This is a genomic window from Pseudomonas sp. URMO17WK12:I12, assembly GCF_000514395.1.
Classification (GTDB): Bacteria; Pseudomonadota; Gammaproteobacteria; order Pseudomonadales; family Pseudomonadaceae; genus Aquipseudomonas; species Aquipseudomonas mucoides.
The window spans coordinates 68,597-88,440 of record NZ_AZVV01000010.1 but is presented as its reverse complement, the minus strand read 5'-3'; the positions used below and the strand labels follow the sequence as shown (position 1 = coordinate 88,440).

Genomic DNA, 19,844 nt, shown 5'->3' with positions numbered 1-19,844 from the left:
ACCGCGGGTCAGACACACTGCCTTATAAACCCTGCTCTACAAATGGAACGGTCAGGGCCAATGCTGCATCCAGAGCGCCGGCGTCTGTACCGCCGCCCTGCGCCATGTCTGGACGACCACCGCCCTTCCCGCCCACTGCCGCAGCGGCTTGCTTCATCAAATCACCGGCTTTGAGTTGGCCAGTCAGGTCTTTGGTTACGCCTGCAACCAGAACGACCTTTTCCTCATGGACACTGCCGAGCAGGATCACTGCGCGGCCGAGTTTGTTTTTCAGTTGATCGACCAGCGCCAGCAGCGCCTTGCCATCCTGACCGTCCAGACGCACGGCCAGCACCTTCACGCCTTTGACGTCCAGGGCTGCGGCCGACAGATCGTCGCCCGCTGCACTGGCAGCCTTGGCTTGCAACTGCTCGAGTTGCTTTTCCAGCAGACGGTTGCGCTCCAGCACAGCCGACAGCTTGTCGATCAGGTTGTCGCGGCTACCCTTGACCAGGTTGGCCGCTTCCTTGAGTTGTTCTTCGGCCGCGTTCAAGTAGGCCAGTGCCGCAGCGCCGGTGACGGCCTCGATACGACGCACACCCGATGCCACACCGCCTTCGCTGATGATTTTCAACAGACCGATGTCGCCGGTACGGTTGGCGTGGATACCGCCACACAGCTCAACCGAGAAATCGCCACCCATGCTCAGCACGCGCACATTGTCGCCGTACTTCTCGCCGAACAGCGCCATGGCGCCCTTCTTCTTGGCGGTCTCGATGTCGGTTTCTTCGGTTTCAACCGCGGAGTTCTTGCGGATCTCTGCGTTGACGATGTCTTCCAGAGCTTTCAATTGCTCAGGCTTGATGGCTTCGAAGTGGCTGAAGTCAAAGCGCAGGCGCTGACTGTCGACCAACGAACCTTTCTGCTGAACGTGATCGCCCAGCACCTGACGCAATGCGGCGTGCAGCAAGTGAGTGGCCGAGTGGTTCAGCGACGTGGCATGACGCACGTCGGCTTCGACGTGAGCTTCAACCGGCGCGCCGATGATCAGGCTGCCCGATGCCAATACACCGTGGTGCAGGAAGGCGCCGCCGGTCTTGGTGGTATCGCGCACGTCGAAGCGGCTGTTGCCGGCTTGCAGATAACCACAGTCACCAATCTGGCCACCGGACTCCGCGTAGAACGGGGTCTGGTTCAGAACGACCACGCCTTCTTCGCCTTCGCTCAACACGTCAACCGATTGCCCTTCTTTATAGAGAGCCACGACTTTCGCCGAACCGCTGGTCGCTTTGTAACCGGTAAATTCGGTAGCCACATCAACCTTGACCAGGCTGTTGTAGTCCATGCCGAAGGAACTGGCGGAACGGGCACGGACACGTTGGGCTTCCATTTCGCGCTCAAAGCCTTCTTCGTCGATGGTCAGGCTGCGCTCGCGAGCGATGTCGCCGGTCAGGTCCATCGGGAAACCGTAGGTGTCGTAGAGTTTGAACACGACGTCGCCCGGTACCACGTCGCCTTTGAGGTCGGCCAGATCCTGCTCGAGGATTTTCAGGCCTTGCTCCAGGGTCTTGGCGAACTGCTCTTCTTCAGCTTTCAGAACACGTTCGATGTGCGCCTGCTGGGATTTCAGCTCAGGGAAGGCTTCGCCCATCTCGGCAACCAGGGCCGCAACGATCTGATAGAAGAAACTGCCCTTGGCGCCCAGCTTGTTGCCGTGACGGCAAGCGCGACGAATGATCCGGCGCAGTACATAGCCGCGACCTTCGTTGGACGGCAGCACACCGTCAGCGATCAGGAAGCCGCAAGAACGAATGTGGTCAGCCACGACTTTCAGGGAAGCCTGAGCGTCGTTGGTGCAACCGATGGCCTTGGCCGAAGCGCTCAGCAGGCTCTGGAACAGGTCGATTTCATAGTTCGAGTGAACGTGCTGCAGCACGGCACTGATCCGCTCCAGGCCCATGCCGGTGTCGACCGACGGCGCTGGCAGCGGGTGCAACACGCCATCGGCGGTGCGGTTGAACTGCATGAACACGTTGTTCCAGATCTCGATGTAACGGTCACCGTCTTCTTCCGGCGAGCCCGGTGGGCCGCCCCAGATGTCGGCACCGTGATCATAGAAAATTTCGGTGCAAGGACCGCACGGGCCGGTATCGCCCATGGTCCAGAAGTTGTCGGACGCGTACGGCGCGCCTTTGTTGTCGCCGATGCGAACCATGCGCTCGGCCGGAACACCAATTTCCTTGGTCCAGATGTCGTACGCCTCGTCATCGCTGGCGTAGACGGTCACCCAGAGCTTTTCCTTCGGCAGATTCAGCCACTGGTCGGAGGTCAGGAAGTTCCAGGCGTAGGTGATCGCGTCACGCTTGAAATAATCACCGAAGCTGAAGTTACCCAGCATTTCGAAGAAAGTGTGGTGACGGGCGGTATAACCGACGTTTTCCAGGTCGTTGTGCTTGCCGCCGGCGCGCACGCATTTCTGGCTGCTGACCGCGCGGGTGTACGCGCGTTTTTCCTGGCCCAGGAAGCAGTCCTTGAACTGGTTCATCCCCGCGTTAGTGAACAGCAGGGTTGGGTCGTTGCCCGGAATCAAAGAGCTGGAGGCTACACGAGTGTGGCCTTGCTCTTCGAAGAAGCGAAGGAAGGCTTCACGGATTTCTGCGCTTTTCATTAGGTTCTTCCACGGAGGCTGCGGCCAAAGGCCTGTTCGAAACGTCAACAGACGAAGCGACGGCAAAGGGCCGCATTATATCGGCCCTGCGCGCGGGGTACAGCGTGTTTATACGATAGAAACAGTCAATTGGAGCGCTAACGCTATCACTTGCGCGAAAAGTCGACGAATGCCGCGACGACCTGCCCGATTTGCTCACGATTGACGTCCATGTGCGTGACCATACGCAGACGCCCTGCCGCGCTCAACTTGATCCCGCGTTCGGCGGCGAACGTCTTGATGGCTTCGGCCTTGTCACCCATCGGCACGTACACCATGTTGGTCTGCACCGGTTCGACGTCGTAACCCGCCGCGCGCAGGCCTTCAGCCAACAGCTGCGCATTGGCGTGGTCGTCGGCCAGACGCTGGACGTTGTTGTCCAGCGCATACAAGCCTGCTGCCGCCAGAATCCCGGCCTGACGCATGCCGCCTCCGACCATCTTGCGCAATCGGCGCGCCTTGGCAATCAACTCGACCGAGCCGCACAACACCGAACCGACCGGCGCGCCCAGGCCTTTGGACAGACACACCGACACGGAATCGAAGTGCTGAGTGATTTCCCGGGCATCAACCCCCAGTTTGACGGCCGCGTTGTAGAGCCGCGCGCCGTCCAGGTGCAGCTGCAAGCCATGTTCACGGGTAAAGCTGCGGGCCCGCGCCAGATACTCCAGCGGCAGCACTTTGCCTTGCATGGTGTTTTCCAGCGCCAGCAAACGGGTGCGGGCGAAGTGGAAATCGTCCGGTTTGATCGCGGCGGCCACCTGGGTCAGGTCCAGCGAGCCATCGGCCTGCAGTTCCAACGGCTGCGGTTGAATCGAACCGAGCACCGCTGCACCGCCACCTTCATACTTATAGGTGTGGGCCTGTTGGCCGACAATGTATTCCTCGCCCCGCTCGCAATGCGCCATCAAACCCAGCAGGTTACTCATCGTGCCTGTCGGCACAAACAGGGCTGCGGCGAAACCCAGACGTTTTGCCAGCTCGGCTTCAAGACGGTTGACCGTCGGATCCTCGCCATAAACGTCGTCACCGGTGGCCGCGCAGGCCATTGCGTCGAGCATCCCGGCGGAAGGTTGGGTGACGGTGTCGCTGCGAAGATCGATAACGCTCATGAATCTGGCCTCGGTAAGCAGGGGAAATCCCTTTCAAGTAGGAATTACTGCGGTCATGACGACGAATAATCAACCCTTGAGCCGGAAAAGACAGCCCAAACCAGCGAAAAAGTCGATAACAATCATCAGATAGCAGCGATGCGCGGCTCACAAATATGTGTTAAAAACGCTGCGCCGCCAGACAATCTGGCGGCAAAACGTTCTCAGGGCGGGGTGCAACTCCCCACCGGCGGTAATTGCGCGCAACGCGCATAGCCCGCGAGCGCTTGGCGACAGGTACGGCAATGACCGTGCATGACGACAAGGTCAGCAGACCCGGTGTGATCCCGGGGCCGACGGTCATAGTCCGGATGAAGAGAGAACGGGATTGACGCCAAAGGGCCGTCCGCTGCATTCGTGCGAGCGTGCGTACCCTGAAATCCCATTCGATTCATATGCCCTGTTTTAACCATAAACAGGAGTCAGAACATGCAACCCACCGCAATCGATAGCAAAAGCAAAAACCATCAGGGCGAGCGCGTTGCGTTCATCCAGGCCTGCTGGCACAAGGAAATCGTCGATCAGAGCCGTAAAGGCTTTGTCACCGAAATGATTGCCCAGGGTTATCAGGAATCGGACATCGATTTCTTCGAAGTCGGCGGCGCCTTTGAAATGCCCCTGCACGCCAAGTTGCTGGCCAAGACCGGCCGTTATTCGGGCATCGTCGCGGCAGCCCTGGTGGTTGATGGCGGGATCTACCGTCACGAGTTCGTCGCCCAGTCGGTGGTCAGTGGCCTGATGCAGGTGCAACTGGAAACTGAAGTGCCCGTGTTCTCGGTATCCCTGACCCCGCACCACTTCCATGCAGGTGAAGAGCACCAGAAGTTCTTCTTCGAGCATTTCCTGCATAAAGGTCAGGAAGCCGCGAAGACCTGCGCGGATACGCTGCACAAGATCCGTAACCTGCGTCGCTCCGAACCCCGGGCGGTAGCCGTCTAAGTCGGAAGATCGTTCCCACGCACCGCGTGGGAACGATCAGTGCGCAAAAGTCAGGCGAGGTTTTCGTCGGTGGTCGGTACGATCAGGATGCCGGCGCGCAAGCCATTCTTCACCTTGGGGTTCGGGAAGATAATCCGGGCGCCCTCTTCTTCGATGATCCAGCGGGTATTGGCGATGTCTTCCGCCAGCAGGTAACCCACGTCCAGTTCGGAAAAGTTCTCGATGTCCGCCGGAAGGTTCAAGCGGAAGCTGTCGCTGTGCTTGATGATTTCCCGTGCCACGCTGTACAGCTGCAAACCGTCCAGTGCTGCTTCGGTCGGTTCCGGTTCGGCGCCTTCGATGATCTGTTTCAGGCGGGTTTCCAGCTGGGAAACGTTGACCCCGGCGTTCTGCCCGAATGGCCTTGCCTTGCCCAGTTCAAGGGTGAAGGACTCGGCGCCCAGCTTGTCGTAGGTGTAGGAACTGAAAACGATGGATGGCTTGTTCTGCAACAGCACCGCTTCCATGCCGGCAGCACGCAGGCGTGCCAGTTCCTGTCGCGAATGCTGGCGACCTTCCTTCCAGGGGTACAAGGCGAACTGCTCAATCTTCGAGCCGCGAATCGCGGTGTGCAGGTCGTAGTGCAGACGCTGACGATCTGGCAGGCTGAAGAAACTCGCCGCCAGCCGCTCCAGCTCACAAGCGCGCAAGGCTTCGGAGCCGCTGCTTTGCTCGTGACGGCCGTTGAACAGCCGATTGACGTCCTGCTCGACAAAGCGCTCGCCTTTGCGAATCGCTTCCGGGTTACCGAACAGGAACAGAATACGTGCGCGCGGCTTCAAATCACCGCGAGCGATGTCATGCAACAGGCGGTCAAGCAACTCGATTGGCGCTGTTTCGTTGCCGTGAATACCGGCTGACAACAGCAGGTCCAGGCCATTGTCGCGCGCTTCAGGTGGCCGGACTTCCAGCGCACCTTCGCTCAACCAGCGCATCCGCACGCCTTCGACAGTCAGTTGAGTCTTCTCCGCCGGTTCACGGCCGGCGAGGGTCAGTTCAAGCAGTTTGCCGAGGGCGAGCATAGAGCGGTTTCCTTAGTGGTCGTGTGCGCAATCCGGGCCGTGCACGTGGTCTTCGTCGCCGACTTCAGCCGGTTCCATTTCCAGTTGCAGACTTACCAGATTAGTCGCCAATGGACGCAGCAGCAGGTTGGCGTATTCAGCGTCACCTTCTTCGACGTCCACGCCGATCAGCAGTTGGCCACGGCCATCGTGCTGGATCCACAGCTCTTTGCCTTGCCACAGGACCGCGACGCGGGTGCAGGAGGTTTCCAGTTGCGTGCCGTCGGTGTCTTCAAGGATCAGCTGCAGGGTATCGCTCATGTTTTTTACGCTCTCGTTTGAGACTTTCAATTGATCTGGAATGGATAAACCGCGCCCAGTTTAAGGATTTGCGTCAGTTCATCCAGTGCCGTCCGGCATTCAAGCAGCAATTGCGGGTCCGCGAGATCGTTTTCGGTCATGCGGTCGCGGTAGTGCTTGTCGACCCATTCGGTCAACGTGCCGTACAACGGTGCCGTCATGATAACCCCTGGGTTGACCGCCGCCAGCTCGGTTTCATTCAGTGCGACGCGCAGCCGCAGGCAAGCCGGGCCGCCACCGTTCTGCATGCTTTGCTTCAGATCGAAGACTTTCACTTCGCGGATCAGGCCGCCGGAGCTGGTCAGACCTTGCAGGTACTGCCAGACACGCTCGTTGCCACGGCATTCTTCGGGCACGATCAACAGCATCGAACCGTCAGGACGCGACAGCAGTTGGCTGTTGAACAGGTAGGACCGAACGGCGTCTTCCACGGTGACGGCGGAACGCGGCACGCAGATGGACTGGAATTTGCCGCCGACTTTTGCGAGTTTGCTTTGCAGCTCGGCCAGCATCTGCTCGGTGTCGAGGAATGCGTCCTCGTGATAGAACAACACTTCGCCATTACCTACAGCGATCACGTCGTTGTGGAATACGCCCTGATCGATCACCGACGGGTTCTGCTGCGCGTAGACCACACCGTCTTCGCTCAAGCCGTGCAGGCGGGCAACGGCCTGTGACGCTTCCAGCGTCTGGCGTGCCGGGTATTTCTGCGGTGCAGGGTAGCGGGTATCGAATGCGCTGCGACCGAACACGAAGAACTCGACGCCGGCTTCACCGTATTCACGGCAGAAACGGGTGTGGTTGGCCGCGCCTTCGTCACCGAACTGCGCCACGGCCGGCAACGCGGCATGGTGCGCAAAGTGCTTCTGATCGGCGAACATCGCACCCAGCACGCGGCTGGTGGTCGGGTGTTCGATGCTGCGGTGGTACTTGCAGTTGAGGTTGGCGGCGGTGAAATGAACGCGGCCGTCAGCGGTGTCGGCACTCGGGCTGACCGTGGCGGCGTTGGCTACCCACATGCTCGACGCCGAGCAACTGGCAACCAGCAACGGCATCGCGTCTTTAGCGGCTTGCTCGATCACTTGCGCGTCGGTGCCGCTGAAACCCAAACGGCGCAGTGCGGCCACGTCCGGGCGTTCTTGTGGCGCCAACACACCTTGCTGAAAGCCCATTTCCATCAGCGCTTTCATTTTCGCCAGGCCTTGCAGCGCGGCTTCCTTCGGGTTCGAAGACTGCTGGCTGTTGCTCTGGGACGCGACGTTGCCGTAGGACAAACCGCCGTAGTTATGGGTCGGCCCCACTAGACCGTCAAAATTGACTTCATAGGATTTCATCAGCGAGGCTCCACGAGAATCTGTTGTTATAGGCTACTGGTAACTGTTCTTTTAGACCGGGTCGCGGCCATCGCGGGCAAGCCCGGCTCCCACAGGTTCGGCGGTGTTCATACACTATGTATTCGACGCAAATCCGGTGGGAGCGGGCTTGCCCGCGATTGGGCATTACGCCATCTTCACGCCAGGCGTGAGAGCAGCAGGCAACACCAGGCTCGGGGTTTCCAGCGAGGCCACCGGGTAAGCGCAGTAATCGGCTGCGTAGTAGGCGCTGGCGCGATGGTTGCCCGAGGCCCCCACACCGCCGAATGGTGCGCTGCTCGCGGCACCGGTCAGCTGCTTGTTCCAGTTGACGATACCGGCGCGGCTTTCCAGCCAGAACTGCCGGTAACGCGCTTCGGAATCCGACAGCAAACCCGCCGCCAGGCCATAGTCGGTATCGTTGGCTTCGGCGATCGCCGCTTCAAAATCAGCGTAGCGGATCACTTGCAGCAACGGGCCGAACAGCTCTTCGTCAGGACGGTCAGCCACGGCCGTCACGTCCAGAATGCCCGGGGTCAGCAACGCGGCTTGTGCCTGCGGCTGAGTCATTTCCAGCAACGCCACTGCGCCATTGGCCAGCAAATGTTCTTGCGCGTCCATCAACGCTTTCGCGGCGCCAAGGGAAATAACCGACCCCATGAAGGGTGCCGGTTGTTGATCAAACGCACCCACTTCAATCGTCGCGCTGACCGCCACCAGACGCGCCAGCAGCGTGTCGCCCCAGGCGCCCTGCGGCACCAGCAAGCGGCGTGCACAGGTGCAACGCTGACCGGCGGAAATGAAGGCCGACTGGATGATGGTGTAAACAGCGGCATCGAGGTCTGCCACTTCGTCGACCACCAGCGGGTTGTTACCCCCCATTTCCAGCGCCAGGATCTTGTCTGGACGACCGGCGAATTGCTGATGCAGGTGATTACCGGTGCGGCTGGAACCAGTGAAGAACAGACCGTCGATGCCCGGGTTTGCCGCCAGGGCAATACCGGTTTCACGAGCGCCTTGCAGCAGGTTCAACACGCCCGCCGGCAAGCCGGCTTCGATCCAGCATTTAACCGTCAGCTCGGCGACTTTCGGGGTCAACTCGCTGGGTTTGAACAACACGCTGTTACCGGCCAGCAGCGCTGGCACGATGTGACCGTTCGGCAAGTGGCCAGGGAAATTGTAAGGACCGAACACCGCCACCACGCCGTGCGGTTTATGACGCAGCACAGCAGTGGCGTCGCCCAGCGGGCCGCTCTTCTCGCCGGTACGTTCACGGTAGCTCTGCACCGAAATCGCAATCTTGTTGACCATGCTGGTCACTTCAGTCGCCGACTCCCACAGTGGCTTGCCGGTTTCTTCACCGATGCAGCGCGCCAGTTCGTCAGCCTTGTTTTTCAGTGCGGCGGCAAAGGCCTCAAGCACGGCAATGCGCTCGTCCAGGGTCCGACGGGCCCAGCCCGGGAATGCCTGACGCGCGGCTTGCACGGCGGATTCAACCTGAGCCGCCGTGGCGCCTTCGCCGGACCACAGCACTTGCTGGGTCACCGGGTTCAGCGACTGGAAGGCTTCACCCTGGCCGGCCAGCCATTCACCTGCGATGTATAGCGAATTCATTATTTCGACTCCCGAGCAGCAGACAACGGAACGGCGCGCACTTGATCGCCGGCGTTGAGTTGAAGACGTTTGGCGGTCAGCGGATCAACCACCAGCGTGCCGGCGGCGAAGCGTGCTGGCGCGGCAGTGATCCGGCAGTCTTCGCGCTTGCGGTTATGAATCAGGAACGGCGTAGCGTCGTCGCCCGGTGTGCCGATGGCCAGCACCAGCGCCTCGCTGTCACGCACCGCGCGAATCTTGCCGGTTTCGCACTCGACGGCCGGGCCGGCGTCGAAGATGTCGACGTAGCCCTGGTAGCTGAAACCTTCGCTCTTGAGCATGGCCAGCGCCGGCTCGGTGTCCGGATGGACCTTGCCGATGACGTTGCGCGCGTCGGGCGAAAGGAAGCAGGTGTACAGCGGAAACTTCGGCATCAGTTCGGCAATGAATGCCTTGTTGCCCACGCCGGTCAGGTAATCAGCCTGGCTGAATTCCATCTTGAAGAAGTGACGGCCCAGGCTCTCCCAGAAAGGCGAACGCCCGGCTTCATCGGAGACACCACGCATCTCGGCGATGATCTTGTTGCCGAACAGTTGCGGGAACTCGGCAATGAACAACATCCGCGCCTTCGCCAGCATGCGGCCATTGAGGCCGGTGCGGAAATCGGCGTGCAGGAACAACGAGCACAGCTCGGAGTTGCCGGTCAGGTCATTGGCCAGAAACAGCGTCGGAATCTCGCGGTAGATGTTCAGCTCTTGCGAAGCGCTGACCGTCAGGCCGACCCGGAAGTTGTACCAAGGCTCACGCAGGCCGACCGCACCGGCGATGGCGGAAATGCCCACCACGCGGCCCGCGTCATCTTCAAGTACGAACAGGTAGTCCGCATCAGCGCGCCCGGCTTCGCCGCGAAAGGTCTTCTCGGCCCAGCCGACCCGATGGGCCAGACGTTCTTCGTTGGCCGGCAAGGTAGTCAGGCCGGTGCCGGTGCTGCGGGCCAGGTCGATCAGAGCGGGTAAATCGCTGCTGCGTACGGGACGAACGATCATGCTATCTCCTCAAACGGGCCGCTTGCGCCACCCGTGAAATTTCGCTGCTTTCCAGGTATCTCTCGCTGGAAATCAATGCCGGCGTTAAACCGCCACCAGGCGCACGCTGGCACCTTCACCGACGCCCAAGGCTTCGGCCGCTTCCAGATCCAGGGTCACGGGTTTGCCTGGCGCGTAATCGAGCTCAAGCAACACGGCGCGGTAATCCTGCAACTGGGCATTGGCCACCAGGTACTGACGTCCGACACCTTTGACCGGCTCGCCGATTTTCACCGGTACGACGCGGCTCTGGGCGATCGAACGGATCCCCGTCACACGGGCGTGCAAGGTCGGGCCACCGTCGAAAATGTCGATGTAGTGATCGGTCTCGAAGCCTTCGCGCATCAGGATGTCGAAGGTGATCTGCGCCCGTGGATGCACCTGGCCCATCGCCTCTTGAGCAGAGTCCGGTAGCAGCGGCACATAGATCGGGTAATGCGGCATCAGCTCGGCCAGGAACGTGCGGCTCTTCAGACCGCACAGACGCTCGGCTTCAGCGTAGTTGAGGTCGAAGAAGTTGCGGCCGATGGCATCCCAGAATGGCGAGTCGCCGTTTTCATCGCTGTAACCGACGATCTCGGTCACCACGGAATCGGCAAAGCGCTCCGGATGGCTGGCGACGAACAGCAGGCGCCCACGAGAATTGAGCTCGGCCCAAGGCGACCCCACCAGCTCGCGCTGCACGTAGAAACTGGTCAGCAGGCTGTTGCCGGTCAGGTCGTGGCACTGGGAGAGCACGTGAATCTTGTTATGAATCTTCAGCTCGCGGGAGGCGTGCACGAAGGTTTCATTACGGAAACTGTAGAACGGCTCGGAATAACCGGCCGAGGCCACGATCGCCGAGCAACCGGCCAGCTTGCCGGTGGTCGTGTCTTCGAGGACGAAGAAATAGCTCTCTTCACCGTTGAAGCTGACTTCGGCAGCAAACGAGGCTTCGCTTGCAGCGATCTTGTCGCTCAGGCGTTCAACGTCATCCGGCAAGGAAGTGACACCAATCGGGCTGTCCGCAGCCAGACGCTGTACCTCGCCCAGATCAGCCATTTGCGCGGGGCGCATCACCAGCATGGTGTCACTCCTTTCTCGAAAAACTCTTTGAGGAAAATAACCGGCCCCCTTGTAGGAGCGAGCCTGCTCGCGATGGTGGATCAGCAACATTGATGTCGACTGACACACCATCGCGAGCAGGCTCACTCCTACAGAAAAGCGGGCCCGGCATAAAAATTGGGTTCGACGCCTGAAAGTTCAGGCGTCGAAGGGCCGTATCAGGCTTGTGTCAGTTTGGCGGCAGCGCGTTCGAAGCGGTCCAGACCGGCATCGATATCAGCGTCTTCAACCACCAGGCTCGGCGCGAAGCGAATCACGTCCGGGCCGGCTTGCAGAATCATCAGGCCTTCACGTTCGGCGGCGTTGAAGATGTCTTTGGCCTTGCCCTTCCAGGCATCGCTCAGCACGCAACCGATCAGCAGACCCAGGCCACGAACCTGAGTGAACAGGCCGTACTTCTCGCCGATCTGCTCAAGGCGCGCCTTGAACTTGTCGTGCTTGGCATTGACGCCGGCCAGCACTTCAGGGGTGTTGATCACGTCGATCACGGCCTCAGCGACAGCGCACGCCAGCGGGTTGCCGCCGTAAGTGGTGCCATGGGTGCCGACGACCAGGTGTTTGGCCAGGTCTTCGGTGGTCAGCATGGCGGCGATCGGGAAACCACCGCCCAGGCTCTTGGCACTGGTCAGGATGTCCGGGGTCACGCCGTAATGCTGGTAGGCGAACAGCTTGCCGCTGCGGCCCATGCCGGTTTGCACTTCGTCGAACACCAACAGCGCGTTGTGCTCGGTGCACAGGTCGCGTGCGCCTTGCAGATAGGCCTGCTCGGCCGGCAACACACCGCCCTCGCCCTGGATCGGCTCAAGCACCACCGCGCAGGTCTTGTCGGAAATGGCTGCTTTCAACGCCGCCAGATCGTTGTACGGCACGTGGGTGATGCCGGTGATTTTCGGACCGAAACCGTCGGAGTACTTCGACTGGCCACCGACGTTCACGGTGAACAGGGTGCGACCGTGGAAGCTGTTCAGCGCGGCGATGATTTCGTACTTCTCGGTACCAAAACGATCGAAGGCGACGCGACGGGCCAGTTTGAAAGCGGCCTCGTTGGCTTCGGCGCCGGAGTTACAGAAGAACACGCGCTCGGCAAACGTAGCGTCGATCAGCTTATGCGCCAGGCGCAGGGCCGGCTCATTGGTGAACACGTTGGACACGTGCCACAGCTTGTTAGCCTGCTCGGTCAAGGCACCGACCAGCGCAGGGTGTGCGTGGCCCAATACGTTAACGGCAATCCCGCCGGCGAAGTCGATCAGCTCGCGGCCAGACTGGTCCCAGACGCGGGAACCGGCACCACGCACAGGGATGAAAGCGGCAGGCGCGTAGTTAGGAACCATTACCTGGTCGAAATCGGCGCGTTGTACCGCAGCGTGCTCAACGGACATCGGAGTCTCCTGAAGAGGAACACTCGCCTGAAACTGGCGAGCGATGGGGGGATTGTAAGGACAGTTTTCAGCCCGGCCTTGCCGCCAAGCGACAACTTCTTATAGCGCAAACCCCGGTTTCAGTCGGGTTTACGGCAATGCGACATATAGCGTCGCAAAGGCGCAGTTTAAACCGCCGGCACAGGTTATAGGCAGGCTTGTCGAACGGTGCGGTAAATATGTACCGCACCAGCCCCGTCATCGTCTGTTTTGCTGGTGACTCATCCAAACGCTAAGGGAATAGCGCATGAGTCGACACGAACAAGATCGCCCTTCTAACGCAGCCGGCAATGAATCCGCCACGCAGCCGGACGATCACTACCATCACCTGTTCAACAATCTGCCGACCTGGGTACTGGAAGCCTCGCCCGCCACACGCGACGCCCTAAAAAACGCCTCGCCTGCCACGCCGCGGTGGTACGGCACCGCGACATCCGTGCAACACCAGTCGCTGAAAAAGCTCGGCCAGGACCACTGGACCCAGCGAAATCGCCTGGACTCAACCCTGTCCAAGCTGCAAAGCGCACGCGCCTTCGCCGAACCTCTTCTGACCGCGGCGCTGAAAACCCGGTTTGATCTGGAACTGGACGTCAACACCACGTTCCTGCGCCTTTACATCCCGCAAACCGTGCCCTGGTTCGGAGTCAGGACGGGCGCCGCACGCACCTGGACGGTGTCGCTGCTCGATGCCGCCCTGCATAACTTCCAGGAATCGGAAGTGGCGGCCGATGCTTACGAATCGGCATCAACGTTCATTACCGCGCCGTCACCCAATGGGCAGTTCGATACGCTGCCAGCGATCAAACAAAAAATAACCGTCCCCGCCTTTGCGCGGCTGTGCCGGGATCTGGACATCGGCGCCCGGTACAACACGTACCTCAAAGACAATCTGGGGCTGACTAACCCGGTGGCCGGCGCGGTGTTGAAATCGAAGGTGATCGGCTCGCACAAAGCGGCACTCAAAGCGGCGTTGCAAATGGCTCAACTGCGCAAGGACATTCCGGAGGATGCCTGCCTCTCGATCCTGCGCCTTGTGGAAGGGCGTTCAGGTGCGCGACTCAATGGTCAACCGCTGTACGGCCATGACCTGAGCATCATGTCCTCCTCCCTGACCGGCATTGTCATTTTCGCAGCGAGTCTGGAGCGCGCACGCAAAGGAACGCGGATCATCGCCTACATTCCCGACGATCCCGAACATCCACTCAAGGAATACCCGAACACCCTGGCGTTCATGAACGAGCTGACCCGCAAGCTGCGTGCCCCGGCTTACCAGACATTCTTCAGCCGTTTCGTCGAGCACAAGGAAAGGGGCCACTTTTTCGCTGATCTCAATCAACGTCTTCAGCGCGTCACCTGGCATCAGCACACGCGTGGCGACCCATTGCCTAGCTGGCGGGAAACGCCCATCGACAGGCCCAACCTGCGGTTTTCAATGACGCCGTTCAGCGCGGACCTGTGGAATCATGTCTATCAGCGCCAACTGAACAAGATCATCAACGATGCCAGCACGCAGGCCGTCGCCACCGCCTCCGCGGACCGAAACGGGCGCTGGGCATTGTGGGATGCCTTCAGCAAAGTGGCGTCGACGCTGCTTGAAATCGCGTCGTTCGTTGCCTTGCCATTCGTTCCGTTTCTCGGCGAAGTAATGCTGGGTTACATGGCCTACCAGTTACTCGACGAAACGTTCGAAGGCATCGTAGACCTGGCCGAAGGGTTGAAAACGGAGGCGCTAAGGCATCTGATAACGCTCGCTGAAACAGTGGTTGAAGTAGGCACATTCGCAGTGGGTGGCGCGATCGCTGCCGGCGCCTTCAGCCGTTTGCTTTCGCGCGAAGCGGTCGCGCTGGTCGACCCGCTCAAACCCGTCGCAACGCCAAAAGGAAAAATCCGCTATTGGAAGCAAGATCTACTCCCTTACGAACACGCCCAGAGCCTGCCTGACGGTGCAACCCCCGATCAACTTGGCCTCTATCGCCACGGGGGCAAGACGCTGCTGCCCCTGGAAGGAAAACTGTACGCCGTGAAACCCGAAGGCACCTCCGGCGCGTATCAGATTGAGCATCCGACCCGCACCGATGCTTATCAGCCTTCTTTACTGCACAACCACCACGGCGCCTGGCACACCGAACTGGAGCAGCCGCTGCATTGGGATCGGGAAACGGTCATGCGTCGCATCGGCCACGATGTCGAGTCGTTCAGCAACGCCGAGCGCGAGCAGATCCTGCAGGTCAGCGGTTTTCACGACAATGCCCTGCGCGAGATGCATGCCGAACACTACCGCCCGCCTTCGCTGCTGACCGACACGATCAAGCGCTACAGGATCAACCGGGACATCGACACCTTTATCGAGCAGATCGGCAGTGATCAAGCCGAGCACTACCAAAAGGCCGATGCGGTCATGCAGCATCAACTGCTGAGCAGCTACGACGACTGGCCTGTCGACACGCCGATGCCGGCAGCGCAAGACCAAACGTCAACCTTCAGACAACAGACCGCCGAACTTGCCCGGAGCCACCGCAAATCGCTGTTCGATCTGCGCTACCGAGCACTGGAAAAAACCGATGACCTGCGAGTCCAGCGACTGCTGGATGACGTGCAGGGGCTACCCACCGATATCGCCGAGGAATTGGTGAGCAATGCATCCGGCACCGAGCTGAAACAACTGCACAACGGCCACCTTCCCCAGCGACTCAAGAATGCAGCGCTCAAAGCCATGGAAGCCGTGCGCGCGACCCGAGCTTGCGAAGGCTTTTATTCCGAAGCGCTGGACACCACCGACACCCACCGACTGGCCTTGCACAGCCTGAATTCGCTGCCCGATTTGCCGGCCGAATTACGCATCGAAGTGAGGGACTACTCGGCCGAGGGGACCTTGCGCGACAGCATTGGCCAGCCCGATGCGCCCATTCAAAAAATACTGATTCGCGCTGAAGACGGCACTTACCAGGTTCACCAGGACACTGGCTCGACGCAGGGGAGTTTTTATCAGGCCCTGTTCCGGGCGCTGCCGGAGTCGCAGCGCAACAAGCTGAACCCTTTGATCGCAGACGCCCGGACACTCAAACAACGCATCGCCGAACACGCACTGGACCAACCGGCCTTACGCAGGCTGTTCGCAAAAAATCCCCATCGAAAACCGTTCTATGACCCAACCACCATGCGCCTGCCCGGTGGTGCCGAGGGCTACAGTCGAATCGACCGCGAGACACCGACGCTCAACGACCGGGTGCGCGAGGTTTACCCCAACCTTCCTCAGGAAGAAATGCAGTCCATTGTCCAGGCATTGCAACTTCATCCCGATGGCGCTCGCGTAGAACTTTCACGTGTGAGGAGGGAGTTGGCCCGACTGCATCAGGACCTGCGCGTCTGGGTCAGTGACTCGCCCACGGCTCATCCTGAAACCGGACGCCCGCTCAGTGAGCTGGAGCAACAAGCCGAGCGAAACAATCGCCGGTTGCTGGCCCAGGAAATCCAGCGCAGCTGGCGGCGACAGTCCGACCGGGATTTCGACACCCCGGAGGGGGTGACCCAATATGTGCTCAGGTTCGAACAGCCGATACTCGGTGACTTTCCGCCACTGAGTGCCGACTTCAGTCATGTGTCGCGGTTGTCCCTGGAAGGCACGCGCAGTGCGCAGGCCATTCCCGCGTTTCTAAGGGGCTTCAGCGGACTGCGCCGCCTGGAGTTGCGCCGATTTTCCCTGACCACCCTCCCCGACGCCATCAGCCGAATGCCCGACCTTCAAGCCTTGGTCTTGAGCGATTGCGGCATCCGGGTCGACGCCGCCACCTGGTCGAAGCTGGCGTCACTGAAAAAACTGGCCATGCTGGACCTTTACAAAAATCCGTTTGAAAGCCTGCCGCGCATCGACACGATGAGTGAGCTGGTGCACCTGGACCTGAGCGACACTCGCATGACGGAGATTCCGGCCGGCGCTCTGCAACACCCGAAGCTCGAAACCCTCCTGCTGATGAACAACCGCATCAGCGAGTTGCCTGCCGAGTTATTCGAAAGTTCGCTGTACGACAAGCGCGGCCTGCACCTCACCCACAACCCGCTTTCGAACAGCGCGCGGGAATTGATCAAGCAACACCACTTCGAAAACGCCTACGACATGGGTGTCTATGCTCCCGAAGCCGATATTGATCGCATCAAGGCGTTGTACCCCAGCATGGAAGTCGAACAGGCCAGTGAGTTTGTCTACGAATTGCCGGGGACTCTGGAGGAAGGCCGCACATACCTTACGCGCCTCGAAGAAGAGCTCACCCAACTGAAAAATGATTTGTCTGCCTGGACCACCGATGTTCCGGACCAGCACCCCGTGACGGGTGAACCGTTCAGCCCCGACCAACTCTCTGCCGAGCAAGCCAACCGTGACGAACTCAAGCAGGCACTTGAGAAGTGCTGGCAGCGTGAATCTGGACTGGATGATTTCAACGACGCACTTGAGCCGACGTTCGAGCTTATGGTCCGCCCGGTTATCAATGGCGAGCTGCCCGCCATGAGTGCAGACTTCAGTCATGTTTCCGCGCTGGAGATCCAAAGCGCCGAGGGTGCAACACGACTGGGGCGTTTCCTCGAGTCCTTTACCAACCTCAAAAGCCTGAGGCTGCGCGAGTGCGACCTCGGTGACATCCCCGATGCGGTCTTCAAGATGGGGCGCCTGCGCTCGCTGTCGCTCCCCGAATGCCGGGTCAGCCTGTCTGCGCAGACGGCAAATGCATTGGCGGGCATGGAGCAGCTTGATTACATCGACCTGAGCTTAAACCCGTTGGGGCGTACGCCGGATCTAAGCCAAATGCCCAACCTGTCGACCGTGTTGCTCAACGACACCGGCATCACTGACATCCCCCATGGCCTGCTTCAGCTGACGGATCTGGACTGGGTCGACCTGAGCATGAATGCAATTACCGAGGTGCCCAGCGACCTGCTGGAATTGCCGGTGGAGGTGGCTGAAAACATCACCTTGAGAGGCAATCCGTTTTCGGAGGAAAGCCTGGCGCAACTGGTCCGCTACTTTGAACTGACCCGTGCGGATTTTGGCGTGGACGAGGTCATCAACCAAGGTGAGATGCAGGTTTCGACTTCAGAGGGTTCCGAGGTCGACGAATAACATCAGCCGCGCTCGGACGGCACCGACGACAACTCGAATGGACTGCTGCTGCGCCGCTGGTTGCGATCTTCCCGCGGCGTGGCACCGAAGAAGTTGCGATAGGCACTGGAGAAATGTGGCCCCGAGGAGAAGCCACACGACAGGCCGATCTGGATGATCGACTTGCTGGTTTGCATCAACATCTGCCGGGCCTTGTTCAGGCGCAATTCCAGGTAGTACTGGCTCGGCACACGGTTGAGGTATTGCTTGAAGATCCGCTCTAATTGCCGACGGGACACGCACACGTGCTGGGCGATTTCGTCGGTGGTCAGCGGCTCTTCGATGTTGGCTTCCATCAGCAGCACCGCTTGGGTGAGCTTTGGATGGCTGGAACCGAGGCGGTTTTGCAGCGGGATACGTTGGCGCTCCCCGCCTTCGCGAATGCGCTCGACCACCAGTTCTTCCGAGACGGCGCCAGCGAGTTCGGCGCCATGATCACGGGCCAATACTGCCAACAACAAATCAAGTACCGACAGGCCGCCGCACGCGGTCAGCCGATCGCGATCCCAATCGAACAAATGACTGGTGGCGATGACTTTAGGGAAACGCTCGGTGAAATCGTCCTGCCAGCGCCAGTGCACGGCAGCGCGATACCCATCAAGCAAACCCAACTGCGCCAGCGGGTACACACCCGCCGACAAACCGCCAATCACACAACCGGAACGCACCAGTTGTTTCAACGCACTGCTGAGCGCCGGCGCAAGCGTGGTCGGCGGCTCATCGGCGAGCAAAAACAGCTTCTGGAAATTTTCGAGTTTGCCGGCCCACGGCTCACCCGGCAATTGCCAGGCGCCTTCGGTCGGCGGTTCGGCCTGCAAAAACGACAGTTCGTAAACCACGTCCGGGTGCACACGCTGGGCAACACGCAAGGCCTCCTCAGCCAGCGCAAGCGTCAGTGCTTTAGTGCTGGGCCAAATCAGGAAACCAATTCGATGGGCAGTCATGGCGGGCAATCCGAAACGAGAACAGTGAAGAAGGCATGGGCCAATGCTAGCCCGTAAATGAACGCAAATCTCAAACCTGTAGCGATCAAATGTGGGAGCCGGCTTGCCAGCGATAACGGTGGATCAGATAACATCTCTGATGCAGACATACCGCTATCGCTGGCAAGCCAGCCCCCACAGGGATCGGGGCCGGCCTTCAGGTTGCGAAGCATGCACTATCCCGGTGCACAACGGCAGTCTTGATTACTTCAGGCTGCCCGAGAGGAATTGTTGCAGACGCTCGGACTGGGGATTGACCAGCACCTCACGCGGGTTGCCACTTTCTTCGACGACACCTTTGTGCAGGAACACCAACTGGTTCGACACTTCACGGGCAAAGCCCATTTCGTGCGTGACCACCACCATGGTCCGGCCTTCCTGGGCCAGGGCCTGCATGACTTTCAGCACGTCGCCGACCAGTTCCGGGTCGAGTGCCGAGGTCGGTTCGTCGAACAGCATCACCTCAGGTTCCATCGCCAGCGCACGGGCAATCGCCACACGCTGTTGCTCGCCGCCGGACATGTGGCCAGGGTAGGCGTCCTTACGGTGACCCACGCCGACCTTGTTCAGGTAGTGCTCGGCTTTTTCGCGGGCTTCGGCCTTGGACATGCCCAGCACGTGAACTGGCGCTTCCATGATGTTTTCCAGCGCGGTCATGTGCGACCACAGGTTGAAATGCTGGAACACCATCGACAGGCGCGAACGCATGCGTTGCAGCTGTTTCGGGTCGGCCGCCTTCAACGCGCCGTCCTTGTTGGCGACCAGTTTCAGCTCTTCGTTGTTGAGCAGAATCTTGCCTGCGTGCGGCTGCTCCAGCAGGTTGATGCAGCGCAGGAAGGTACTTTTGCCGGAGCCACTGGAGCCGATGATGCTGATCACATCGCCAGCCGCCGCTTTCAGGGACACGCCCTTGAGCACTTCGTGACTGCCATAGCGTTTATGCAGGTCTTGGACTTCAAGTTTGTACATGCGGTCGGTTCT

At 60.0% G+C, this 19,844-nt stretch carries 13 protein-coding genes and 1 riboswitch; of the genes, 2 read left to right on the top strand and 11 right to left on the bottom strand.

Annotated elements, in window-relative coordinates; genetic code table 11:
• Positions 1–22 precede the first annotated feature (22 nt).
• Positions 23–2,647, bottom strand: a complete 2,625-nt coding sequence (gene alaS / locus D882_RS0114605) for an alanine--tRNA ligase (RefSeq protein ID WP_027923936.1) — start codon at positions 2,645–2,647, stop codon at positions 23–25.
• Positions 2,648–2,793: 146 nt separating this feature from the next.
• Positions 2,794–3,798, bottom strand: a complete 1,005-nt coding sequence (gene ltaE / locus D882_RS0114600; RefSeq protein WP_027923935.1) for a low-specificity L-threonine aldolase — start codon at positions 3,796–3,798, stop codon at positions 2,794–2,796.
• A gap of 195 nt (positions 3,799–3,993) precedes the next feature.
• Positions 3,994–4,165, top strand: a riboswitch (FMN riboswitch).
• Positions 4,166–4,266: 101 nt separating this feature from the next.
• Here ltaE and D882_RS0114595 point away from each other — a divergent pair.
• A complete protein-coding gene (locus D882_RS0114595; RefSeq protein ID WP_027923934.1) occupies positions 4,267–4,776 on the top strand; it encodes a 6,7-dimethyl-8-ribityllumazine synthase in 510 nt (169 codons plus the stop codon).
• A 50-nt stretch (positions 4,777–4,826) separates the two neighbouring features.
• Here D882_RS0114595 and astE read toward each other — a convergent pair whose 3' ends face one another.
• The 7 genes from astE to D882_RS0114560 all read right to left on the bottom strand — a co-directional run bounded on the left by astE (position 4,827) and on the right by D882_RS0114560 (position 12,689).
• The gene (gene astE / locus D882_RS0114590) at positions 4,827–5,837 is read right to left on the bottom strand and encodes a succinylglutamate desuccinylase (protein ID WP_027923933.1); all 1,011 of its coding nucleotides are present in this window, start codon (positions 5,835–5,837) and stop codon (positions 4,827–4,829) included.
• A gap of 12 nt (positions 5,838–5,849) precedes the next feature.
• Entirely contained in the window at positions 5,850–6,137 is a 288-nt protein-coding gene (locus tag D882_RS0114585; RefSeq protein WP_027923932.1) for a hypothetical protein, read from the bottom strand.
• 26 nt (positions 6,138–6,163) lie between these two features.
• Positions 6,164–7,510 (bottom strand): N-succinylarginine dihydrolase, encoded by a 1,347-nt coding sequence (gene astB, locus D882_RS0114580; RefSeq protein WP_027923931.1) that lies wholly within the window; start codon positions 7,508–7,510, stop codon positions 6,164–6,166.
• 165 nt (positions 7,511–7,675) lie between these two features.
• Positions 7,676–9,145 (bottom strand): succinylglutamate-semialdehyde dehydrogenase, encoded by a 1,470-nt coding sequence (gene astD / locus D882_RS0114575; protein ID WP_177327614.1) that lies wholly within the window; start codon positions 9,143–9,145, stop codon positions 7,676–7,678.
• Positions 9,142–10,167, bottom strand: a complete 1,026-nt coding sequence (astA, locus tag D882_RS0114570) for an arginine N-succinyltransferase (RefSeq protein WP_027923929.1) — start codon at positions 10,165–10,167, stop codon at positions 9,142–9,144. Before astA ends, astD begins: the two co-directional genes overlap by 4 nt.
• Positions 10,168–10,251: 84 nt before the next feature.
• Positions 10,252–11,271 carry an arginine/ornithine succinyltransferase subunit alpha gene (aruF, locus tag D882_RS0114565; protein WP_027923928.1) on the bottom strand — a complete coding sequence of 340 codons (1,020 nt, stop codon included), beginning with the start codon at positions 11,269–11,271 and terminating at the stop codon, positions 10,252–10,254.
• A gap of 197 nt (positions 11,272–11,468) precedes the next feature.
• Positions 11,469–12,689: an aspartate aminotransferase family protein gene (locus tag D882_RS0114560; RefSeq protein ID WP_027923927.1), complete on the bottom strand. Its 1,221-nt coding sequence runs from the start codon at positions 12,687–12,689 to the stop codon at positions 11,469–11,471.
• Positions 12,690–12,975: 286 nt separating this feature from the next.
• Between D882_RS0114560 and D882_RS0114555 the strand changes: the two genes are divergently transcribed.
• Positions 12,976–17,841, top strand: a complete 4,866-nt coding sequence (locus tag D882_RS0114555) for a dermonecrotic toxin domain-containing protein (RefSeq protein WP_027923926.1) — start codon at positions 12,976–12,978, stop codon at positions 17,839–17,841.
• Positions 17,842–17,843: 2 nt separating this feature from the next.
• Here the strand turns inward: D882_RS0114555 and argR are convergent, their stop codons facing one another.
• Together argR and D882_RS0114545 are read right to left on the bottom strand one after the other, a co-directional pair.
• Positions 17,844–18,824 (bottom strand): transcriptional regulator ArgR, encoded by a 981-nt coding sequence (argR, locus tag D882_RS0114550; protein WP_027923925.1) that lies wholly within the window; start codon positions 18,822–18,824, stop codon positions 17,844–17,846.
• Between the two features lie 243 nt (positions 18,825–19,067).
• Positions 19,068–19,832: an ABC transporter ATP-binding protein gene (locus D882_RS0114545; RefSeq protein ID WP_007943885.1), complete on the bottom strand. Its 765-nt coding sequence runs from the start codon at positions 19,830–19,832 to the stop codon at positions 19,068–19,070.
• Positions 19,833–19,844: the final 12 nt, after the last annotated feature.

Coding starts and splice junctions, on each gene's coding strand:
- alaS (WP_027923936.1), bottom strand. CDS start 2,647: ATGAAAAGCGCAGAAATCCGTGAAGCCTTCCTTCGCTTCTTCGAAGAG.
- ltaE (WP_027923935.1), bottom strand. CDS start 3,798: ATGAGCGTTATCGATCTTCGCAGCGACACCGTCACCCAACCTTCCGCC.
- D882_RS0114595 (WP_027923934.1), top strand. CDS start 4,267: ATGCAACCCACCGCAATCGATAGCAAAAGCAAAAACCATCAGGGCGAG.
- astE (WP_027923933.1), bottom strand. CDS start 5,837: ATGCTCGCCCTCGGCAAACTGCTTGAACTGACCCTCGCCGGCCGTGAA.
- D882_RS0114585 (WP_027923932.1), bottom strand. CDS start 6,137: ATGAGCGATACCCTGCAGCTGATCCTTGAAGACACCGACGGCACGCAA.
- astB (WP_027923931.1), bottom strand. CDS start 7,510: ATGAAATCCTATGAAGTCAATTTTGACGGTCTAGTGGGGCCGACCCAT.
- astA (WP_027923929.1), bottom strand. CDS start 10,167: ATGATCGTTCGTCCCGTACGCAGCAGCGATTTACCCGCTCTGATCGAC.
- aruF (WP_027923928.1), bottom strand. CDS start 11,271: ATGCTGGTGATGCGCCCCGCGCAAATGGCTGATCTGGGCGAGGTACAG.
- D882_RS0114560 (WP_027923927.1), bottom strand. CDS start 12,689: ATGTCCGTTGAGCACGCTGCGGTACAACGCGCCGATTTCGACCAGGTA.
- D882_RS0114555 (WP_027923926.1), top strand. CDS start 12,976: ATGAGTCGACACGAACAAGATCGCCCTTCTAACGCAGCCGGCAATGAA.
- argR (WP_027923925.1), bottom strand. CDS start 18,824: ATGACTGCCCATCGAATTGGTTTCCTGATTTGGCCCAGCACTAAAGCA.
- D882_RS0114545 (WP_007943885.1), bottom strand. CDS start 19,832: ATGTACAAACTTGAAGTCCAAGACCTGCATAAACGCTATGGCAGTCAC.